Source organism: Sulfitobacter sp. UBA1132 (genome assembly GCF_002311545.1).
Classification (GTDB): Bacteria; Pseudomonadota; Alphaproteobacteria; order Rhodobacterales; family Rhodobacteraceae; genus Sulfitobacter; species Sulfitobacter pontiacus.
On sequence record NZ_DCAN01000017.1, the window covers coordinates 64,240 to 71,828 of the forward strand.

A 7,589-nucleotide genomic window follows, 5' to 3' on the forward strand; every position below is an offset into this window, starting at 1 on the left:
ATAACGCCTAAAATCAATGACTTGCATATATGCCTAAAAATTAGGCAAACACTGGAAGCCCCATTAATACATGAGAAAATCCGCGCTGTTTGAAAGTTATCTGCAAGGTTATCCACAAGAGTCGTGGGTATGTTTAATCTTGTCCTACCGCTAACACTGTTGCAGCCAAAAGGTCCGAACGCTCGAATCAATGTCAGACGCTAACGAAAAACCGAAAACCGGCCATGAGGTGATTCAATCGTACCTGAAAACGATTGATGGCTCTCCTGGTGTGTACCGGATGCTCGATTCGGAAAGCCGTGTCCTTTACGTGGGCAAGGCGCGAAATCTGCGGGCGCGGGTGAGCAACTACGCGCGTCCGTCAGGTCATTCGGGCCGGATCGCGCGGATGATATCAAACACCGCGTCGATGATGTTTCTGACCACGAAAACAGAGACCGAGGCGTTGCTGCTTGAACAGAACCTGATCAAACAGCTCAAGCCGAAATTCAACGTGCTGCTGCGCGATGACAAGAGCTTTCCCAATATTCTGGTCACGGCCACGCATGATTATCCGCAGATCAAAAAGCACCGTGGGGCCAAAAAAGAAAAGGGCAATTACTATGGGCCCTTCGCCAGCGCCGGTGCGGTGAACCGTACGCTGAACCAGCTGCAACGGGTGTTCCTGCTGCGCGATTGCTCTGACGCGATGTTCGAAAGCCGCTCGCGCCCCTGTTTGCAGCATCAGATCAAGCGTTGCTCTGCCCCCTGTGTGGGTAAAATCTCGCCCGAGGAATACCGCAAGACGGTGCAGGACGCAGAGAAATTCCTCAACGGTAAGTCCACCGATATTCAGGGCAGGCTGGCGACCGAGATGGCCGAGGCGTCGGAGGCGATGGAGTTTGAACGCGCCGCCGCCCTGCGCGACCGGATCAAGGCGCTGACGCAGGTGCAAACGGCACAGGGGATCAACCCGCAAGGCGTTGCCGAAGCGGATATTATCGCGCTGCACATGGATCAGGGGCAGGCTTGCGTGCAGGTCTTCTTTATCCGCGCCAACCAGAACTGGGGGAACCGCGACTACTATCCCCGTGTGGGCCCCGATGTGGATGCCGCCGAGGTGCTGGAGGCCTTTATCGGCCAGTTCTATGACACCCGCGAACCACCGCGTCAGCTGATCCTGTCGAACGACATCGAAAGCCCCGATCTGATGGTCGAGGCGCTGTCGGGCAAGCTGGGGCGTAAAGTTGATATTGTGGTCCCTAAACGTGGCGAAAAAGCAGAGCTGGTCGATGGGGCGCTGCGCAACGCCCGCGAATCTCTGGCGCGTAAACTGGCGGAGACAGCGACCCAGACGAACCTTCTTCAAGGTATCGCTGACGCCTTTGATCTGCCTGCGCCGCCGCAACGGATCGAGGTCTACGATAACTCCCACATCCAGGGGACGAACGCGGTTGGCGGTATGATTGTCGCCGGCCCCGACGGGATGATGAAAAACCAGTACCGCAAGTTCAACATTCGCGGCGATGACCTGACGCCGGGGGATGACTTTGGCATGATGAAAGAGGTACTGACCCGCCGTTTCAAACGATTGCTCAAGGAAGACCCGGACCGCAAGCTTGGCATGTGGCCCGACCTGTTGTTGATCGACGGTGGTGCAGGGCAGGTGAGTGCTGTGGCATCCATCATGCGCGAATACGGGGTCGAGGATATTCCGATGGTCGGCGTGGCCAAAGGTGTGGATCGTGATGCGGGCAAAGAGGAGTTTTACCGCGTCGGCAAGCGCCCGATGGCCTTGCGGCATAATGATCCGGTTTTGTATTTCATCCAGCGTTTGCGCGACGAAGCCCACCGTTTCGCCATCGGCACCCACCGCGCCAAACGTGCCAAGGCCGTGGGGGCGACGCCCCTTGATGACGTGCCCGGCGTCGGTGCCGCCCGCAAACGCGCGCTGCTGGCCCATTTCGGGTCAGCCAAGGCCGTTGGTCGCGCGAACTTGAGCGACTTGAAGGCGGTCGACGGGGTGTCGGTTGCTTTGGCCGAACGGATTTATGCGTTTTTCCATGAACGCGGATAGCCCAAAATTTCAGCCTTCGGGCACGTGGTGGGGGCAGGACGCTCCGCGGGGAGTTTATTTTGCAAAATGAAGGCGATATCTTGGCACTTTCCCCTGTCGTCTTGCCACTGTAGGGTGACGCTATGAAGTGGAATATCCCCAATATCCTGACGCTCTTGCGTCTTGTCGCGGCCCCGGGTGTGGCTGTGATGTTCTTGTATTTTTCGCGTCCCTATGCGGACGCTTTGGCGATGTTCCTATTCATCGCCGCAGCGGTCACCGATTGGTTTGACGGCTATCTTGCGCGCGCGTGGGGGCAGGAAACCAAGCTGGGGACCATGCTGGACCCGATTGCTGACAAGGCGATGGTGGTGATTGCGCTGATGGTGATCGTCGCGTTTTCAAGCTGGTCGCCATGGCTGGTGCTCCCTGCCACCGTGATCTTGTTTCGCGAAGTCTTTGTTTCGGGCCTGCGGGAGTTTCTGGGGGATGTGTCCGGCACCTTGAAGGTCACGGCGCTGGCCAAGTGGAAGACAACCGCGCAGATGGTCGCGATCGCCGTGCTGTTCGGGCAGGGGCTGTTTGAACATTACTTTGGCATGTCGATTTTCGGCATGGATAACGCCTTGGTCGGTGCCATACTCTCTGGCGAGGAAGAGGACGTTCTAGGGCTCACTTGGAAGTTCCACGGGATGATCTGGGCCGGCCGGATCGGGTTGGTGCTGCTTTGGATCGCGGCGGCGCTGACGGCGATCACCGGCTATGATTATCTGCGCAAATCCATGCCCCATCTGGTGGAGCCACGCTGATGAATATCTTGTATTTTGCATGGGTTCGCGAACGTATCGGGCTGCCTCGTGAGAAGGTCGAGACGTCGGCGCGCACTGTTCTGGACCTTGTAGAGGAACTGCGCGCGCGCGAAGAGCGCTATGCGGTCGCCTTTTCCGATCTGTCCGGCCTGCGTGTCGCCGTGGATCAGGAACTTGCCGATTTCGATGCCTCTTTGGAAGGGGTGCGCGAAGTGGCGTTTTTCCCGCCGATGACAGGGGGTTGAGATGAAGATCTCGGTTCAGGAAGCGGGTTTTGATCTGGGGCAGGAAAGCCAGGATTTTGCTGCCGGCCATCGGGATATGGGCGCCATTGTGACCTTCACCGGCATCGTGCGCGATCTGCCCGATGATCCGTTGCAGGCGATGGAGATTGAACACTACCCCGGCATGACCGAATCTGCCCTGACCGAGATGGCCGAAACCGCGATGGCGCGGTTTTCGCTGGGGGATGCGCTGGTCATTCACCGCTTTGGCCGACTGCTGCCGGGCGAGATGATCATGATGGTCGCCACCGCTGCGCGCCACCGCAAGGATGCGTTTGAAGCGGCTGAATTCCTGATGGATTACCTGAAGTCGCGCGCGCCCTTCTGGAAGCGCGAGATCACTGCCAAAGGGGCGGATTGGGTTGCATCAAAGGCAGAAGACGAAGACGCGCTGGCCCGGTGGTAAGCGGCACGTTGGCCCTTTAGCTGGCCTGTTGACGATCGATATAGGCGCGCATTTCTTCCGCTTCGTGGCGTGCATCGCGCAACCCGTCCATCGCCGCGCGCAGCTCTGCCTCGGTCTGGTTGAGCTGGTTCGTCAGCTCTGCCTCGCGCTGTTGCAGATAGGTGATCGCCTGATCGCGGGTTTCTTCGGCTTCGTGCAATTCCTGGCTCATCCGGTCAAGCTGGGCAACATCGTCGGCCGCCACGCGGGTAAAGCGGTGCAGCAGCCAGTTGGCAAACCATCCAAGGCAGAAGGCGACGAATAGGATAATCGCTGTCGCGATGACAAATTCGGTTCTGCTCATGTTAGTTGCCTTCTTGGGTCTGTTCGGATGGTGTGTCTGTATCGCCTGTATCCGCGCCATTTTCCAGCGCTGTTTCGTCAGAATCTTCCGACGGGCCTTCATTGATCAGCTTAAATTCGATCCGGCGGTTCGCTTCGCGGCCTTCTTCGGTGTCGTTGGAGGCAACGGGCGATTCTTCACCATAGCCCTTGGCCACGAAGGAGCCGGTGATTACGCGGCGGGCGCGCAGTTCGTTCAGCACCGATTGGGCCCGCGACTGGCTCAGCGCGAGGTTCATTTCCTCGCGGCCCTGGCTGTCAGTATAGCCCTGTACCTCAAGTGCTATGTCGCGGCAGTCTTGCAGGATTTCGGCAATTTGATCCATCGTACCAAGCGCCGAGGCGTCAATGGTGGCGCTGCCGGGTTCGAAGTTGATCTTGCCCTTGGCCACAACTTTGCCGATCTCGGCTTCGCATTCCTGCGGGGTGGGCAGGCCCAGAACGGGGTCGAGCTTTTCTTGATAGGCGACTTTGACCTCATAGTCTTTGCCTTCGCCCAGTTTGCCCGCCAACAAGGTTGCGATCTGCGTGCTGGCATCGGGGTTACCGGTGTTGCCCGCGACGCTGACGCTATCGGGGGTCACGATGACCGTGCCATTGGCGAGCTTGGACAGCGCATCCAGTGCCGACAGCACGCGCGTCGGCCAATCGGCGGGCAGATCATCGACAATCCGCGCGGCGGTATAGACCTTGTCCGAGCCAAAGCTCGCCTTGGCGTAGCTGTCGGCCAATTCGCGCAGCGCGTCGTCTGTCAGACGGCCGCGCAGCTGCACCTGACCTTCGGGCGAGAGCGTGGCGACAAATTCGGGCGGGCCGGCGTCGGGGTCGACAGCTTGGGGCAGGCGGGCATTCAGCGCAAAGACGTCAGGTAGGGCGTTTTCCAGCTCTCCGACGACGCGGTCAAAGACGGCGCGTTCGGTGCCTTCGGCGGCGATCAGGCTGATATCCGCATCGGCAAAGCTGACGGAGCCGCCACCGATCTTGGACAGCGCGCCGATGGCTTTTTCCACGGCTTCCGACCACCGCGGGCTTGGCACGCCAAGACCCACCGTGCAGCGTGCCGACCCCGGTGCGCCAGCCGCAACGGCCGCCTTGAGGATCCGGGCGCTGGCCTGTTCGGTATCCGCGCTGCAGGCGTCAAAGCCGGTGCTGTCTTCCGCGATCTGGAAGCGCAGGGTAAAGGGCGTGATCACCGGGCGCGGCGCGGCGATCTCCAGTGTCACCACCAGCCCGGGAGGGGCCGCACGTTTCAGCTGGTTTTCCAGCCGTGCCTTGGCTTCTGCGCTGTCGGAAATGGCCGTAATTGCCACACGCCCCGCTTCGGCAGAGACTTTGGCACGGGGCAGTTTCTCCATCGCGGAAATGGCGAAACCGAAGGCGTCTTCCCATCCGTCGGGGGCAGGGTAATTTGCTGATTCCAGTAGGTCGGCGACATGATCTTGACCGGCGATAGATTGGAAACGGTCGATGGCCGCATCGCGGTCCGTGGTCGTGGGAATCAGCCCGATGATCGAAACGCCGGAATCATTGCGCAAGATCTCGACCGAGAACTTCGGCGCGGCGATTGCGGCCTGCGCGGTCACATCCATCTGGTCAATCACGCGGGCAGCATCGACGATGGTGCCTGCGGTGCTTAGCGCATTGAACCGCGCGACTTCGTCCGGCGCGGTGCCCGACAGGGTGACCTGCAACCCGTCTGCCTGCACTTCGGCCCATGTCATCTCTTTTGCATCAAGCGCATCACGCACGCCGATCTCGGAGTTTTCCTCAATCAGGGTTACCGAAAAATTCGCGGCCACCAATGAGACGGTCGCAGCGGCTGTAAAGGTCATCGCGATGATCAGGAGTGCAGATAGGCGCATAAGCTCGTTTCTGAAACCGTTAACGTTGGAGCCTTTGATACGCCCGAGGGGGCAGGGGTGCAATCACACCAGCAGGGCTGCGGCAAAAAACACCAGCGGGATCATGCCGGTATCGCGGTTCACACGAAACAGGCGCAGAAGCTTGTCGTTGTCGTTGATGTCGATACCACGCAGCTGCCACGCCATATGCCACCCCATTGCCCAAGGCCCGCCAAGGGCGATGACCATCGCCAGAAAGGATGCGGAATCGCGCAGGGCAAAGACCACCGCCAGCCCCATCAGGCCCACGGTGGCGATCAGGAAGCGCCGCAGCCAATGGCCGGTATTGTCTCCGAACAGGCGGGCTGTGGATTTGACCCCGATCAGGGCGTCATCTTCCTTGTCCTGATGGGCATAGATCGTGTCATAAAAAAGCGTCCACGCGATGCCCGCAGCATAGAGCACCACCGCAGGCGCGCCGAGGCTGCCGGTATGGGCGGTCCAGGCCAGCAGCGCGCCCCAGTTAAATGCGATGCCAAGGAAAACTTGCGGCCACCACGTGAAACGTTTGGCAAAAGGGTAAACGGCGACGGGCAGCAGGGCCAGCACACCAAGGGCGATGGCAGCCCCGTTGAAGGTCAGCAAAATGCCAAGCGCGATCAGCATCTGTGCGATCATCCATGCCAGCGCAGCTTTGACGCTGACCTGACCCGAGGGGATGGGGCGTGACCGCGTGCGGGCGACCTTGCCATCGATATGCCGGTCGGTGATGTCGTTCCACGTGCACCCCGCGCCGCGCATCAGCCAGGCACCGGCACCGCAGCCGATGAAGATCCACAGGTCAAACCAGCGCGGTTGCTGGTCAAACAGCATCGCCAGCGTCAGCCCCCACCAGCAGGGCAGCAGCAAAAGCCAGGTGCCAATAGGGCGGTCGGCGCGGCTGAGCCGCAGGTAGGGGCGGGTGAAACGCGGCGCAAAACGGTCGACCCAATTGTCCGCAGGGGCATCGACCACGCGTGTCGCATCATTCCCATCTGGTGTCGGCGAGGTGTCGTACATATATCTGTGCCCATGAACGCGAAAATCAGACTTTATGTAGATCATCCGTTGGGGCAGGGGCAATCCGTTCCTTTGGATAAGGCGCAGGCGCATTATCTCTTTGGCGTGATGCGCCAATCGGTGGGCGCGTCGGTTCTTTTGTTTAATGGCATTGATGGCGAATGGCGCGCCGAGGTCGCCGAGGCGGGCAAACGCGGCGGTGTGCTGGCCTGCGCCGAGCAGACGAAACCGCTGCAGATGCCGCCCGACCTGTGGCTGATCTTTGCGCCGATCAAAAAGGCGCGCACGGATTTCATTGTCGAGAAAGCTGCCGAAATGGGGGCGCGGCGCATTGTGCCGGTGCAAAGTGAATTTACCAACGCCGGCCGCGTGCAGCGCGATCGTCTGCAAGCCCACGCGGTCGAGGCAGCGGAGCAATGCGGCGGCACTTTCGTTCCGGAGGTGGCCGATATGGTCCGGCTGGACCGTCTGATCGATCGTTGGGAGCCCGAGCGGTCCTTGATGTTCTGCGACGAGGCGCTGGCGGGCGAGGAAGAGGGGCTCGCGTCCACGCGGCCTGGTCCTTGGGCCATCCTGATTGGACCAGAGGGTGGGTTTTCCGACAGTGAACGCACACGTTTGCGCGGGTTGGACTGGTCGCGCCCTGTCGCATTGGGGCCGCGCATCTTGCGGGCGGATACGGCAGCAGTGGCGGCTATGACCCTGTGGCAAAAGACATTGGGAGATTGGGCGTGAGTGCGGTTTCCGGCACGCGCGTCGGAGTGGGGGTTTCAC

Annotated in this window: 8 protein-coding genes; 5 read left to right on the plus strand and 3 right to left on the minus strand. The window is 60.2% G+C overall.

Annotated features, from left to right (window positions below; all coding sequences use genetic code 11):
* The first annotated feature begins 190 nt into the window (after positions 1–190).
* The 4 genes from uvrC (at position 191) to B4F27_RS13015 (ending at position 3,534) form a co-directional block, all read left to right on the plus strand.
* Entirely contained in the window at positions 191–2,056 is a 1,866-nt protein-coding gene (gene uvrC, locus B4F27_RS13000; RefSeq protein ID WP_286759868.1) for an excinuclease ABC subunit UvrC, read from the plus strand.
* A 122-nt stretch (positions 2,057–2,178) separates the two neighbouring features.
* Complete coding sequence (gene pgsA / locus B4F27_RS13005; protein ID WP_074634748.1) at positions 2,179–2,844, plus strand: CDP-diacylglycerol--glycerol-3-phosphate 3-phosphatidyltransferase; 666 nt, start codon at positions 2,179–2,181, stop codon at positions 2,842–2,844.
* Positions 2,844–3,089 (plus strand): molybdopterin converting factor subunit 1, encoded by a 246-nt coding sequence (moaD, locus tag B4F27_RS13010; RefSeq protein WP_005849691.1) that lies wholly within the window; start codon positions 2,844–2,846, stop codon positions 3,087–3,089. Before pgsA ends, moaD begins: the two co-directional genes overlap by 1 nt.
* A gap of 1 nt (position 3,090) precedes the next feature.
* Positions 3,091–3,534, plus strand: a complete 444-nt coding sequence (locus tag B4F27_RS13015; RefSeq protein ID WP_009825254.1) for a molybdenum cofactor biosynthesis protein MoaE — start codon at positions 3,091–3,093, stop codon at positions 3,532–3,534.
* Between the two features lie 16 nt (positions 3,535–3,550).
* On the opposite strand, the gene B4F27_RS13020 is transcribed toward B4F27_RS13015, so the two are convergent.
* The 3 genes from B4F27_RS13020 to ubiA form a co-directional block, all read right to left on the minus strand.
* Positions 3,551–3,877: a hypothetical protein gene (locus tag B4F27_RS13020; RefSeq protein WP_005849689.1), complete on the minus strand. Its 327-nt coding sequence runs from the start codon at positions 3,875–3,877 to the stop codon at positions 3,551–3,553.
* A 1-nt stretch (position 3,878) separates the two neighbouring features.
* On the minus strand, positions 3,879–5,777 hold the full coding sequence (locus B4F27_RS13025) for an OmpA family protein (RefSeq protein ID WP_286759869.1): 1,899 nt from the start codon (positions 5,775–5,777) through the stop codon (positions 3,879–3,881).
* A gap of 63 nt (positions 5,778–5,840) precedes the next feature.
* A complete protein-coding gene (gene ubiA / locus B4F27_RS13030; protein ID WP_286759870.1) occupies positions 5,841–6,815 on the minus strand; it encodes a 4-hydroxybenzoate octaprenyltransferase in 975 nt (324 codons plus the stop codon).
* Positions 6,816–6,827: 12 nt separating this feature from the next.
* Between ubiA and B4F27_RS13035 the strand changes: the two genes are divergently transcribed.
* Positions 6,828–7,550 carry a 16S rRNA (uracil(1498)-N(3))-methyltransferase gene (locus B4F27_RS13035; protein WP_286759871.1) on the plus strand — a complete coding sequence of 241 codons (723 nt, stop codon included), beginning with the start codon at positions 6,828–6,830 and terminating at the stop codon, positions 7,548–7,550.
* Positions 7,551–7,589: the final 39 nt, after the last annotated feature.